This window comes from Pseudoalteromonas sp. NGC95 (assembly GCF_015864705.1).
Lineage (GTDB): Bacteria > Pseudomonadota > Gammaproteobacteria > Enterobacterales > Alteromonadaceae > Pseudoalteromonas > Pseudoalteromonas arctica.
Genome location: NZ_JADYWR010000067.1, coordinates 1 through 662, shown reverse-complemented (window position 1 = coordinate 662; position 662 = coordinate 1). Strand labels below are relative to the sequence as shown.

Here is a 662-nt window from a genome sequence, read left to right as displayed (position 1 = left end):
GTAGTATTCGTCCGAGGCGCTACCTAAATAGCTTTCGGGGAGAACCAGCTATCTCCGAGTTTGATTGGCCTTTCACCCCCAGCCACAGGTCATCCCCTAACTTTGCAACGTTAGTGGGTTCGGTCCTCCAGTTGATGTTACTCAACCTTCAACCTGCCCATGGCTAGATCACCCGGTTTCGGGTCTACACCTTGCAACTAGACGCCCAGTTAAGACTCGGTTTCCCTACGGCTCCCCTATACGGTTAACCTCGCTACAAAATGTAAGTCGCTGACCCATTATACAAAAGGTACGCAGTCACCCCGAAGGGCTCCCACTGCTTGTACGTACACGGTTTCAGGTTCTATTTCACTCCCCTCACAGGGGTTCTTTTCGCCTTTCCCTCACGGTACTGGTTCACTATCGGTCAGTCAGGAGTATTTAGCCTTGGAGGATGGTCCCCCCATATTCAGACAGGATGTCACGTGTCCCGCCCTACTCGATTTCACATCAAGGTTGTTTTCGTGTACGGGGCTATCACCCTGTATCGCCGGCCTTTCCAGGACCGTTCCACTAACTTCCAAGATGCTTAAGGGCTAATCCCCGTTCGCTCGCCGCTACTGAGGGAATCTCGGTTGATTTCTTTTCCTCGGGGTACTTAGATGTTTCAGTTCTCCCGGTTC

General features: G+C 52.0%; 1 rRNA gene. It reads right to left on the bottom strand.

The features are described 5' to 3' along the window. Positions 1-662: ribosomal RNA gene (locus I6E70_RS20560) — 23S ribosomal RNA — on the bottom strand; the annotation flags it as partial.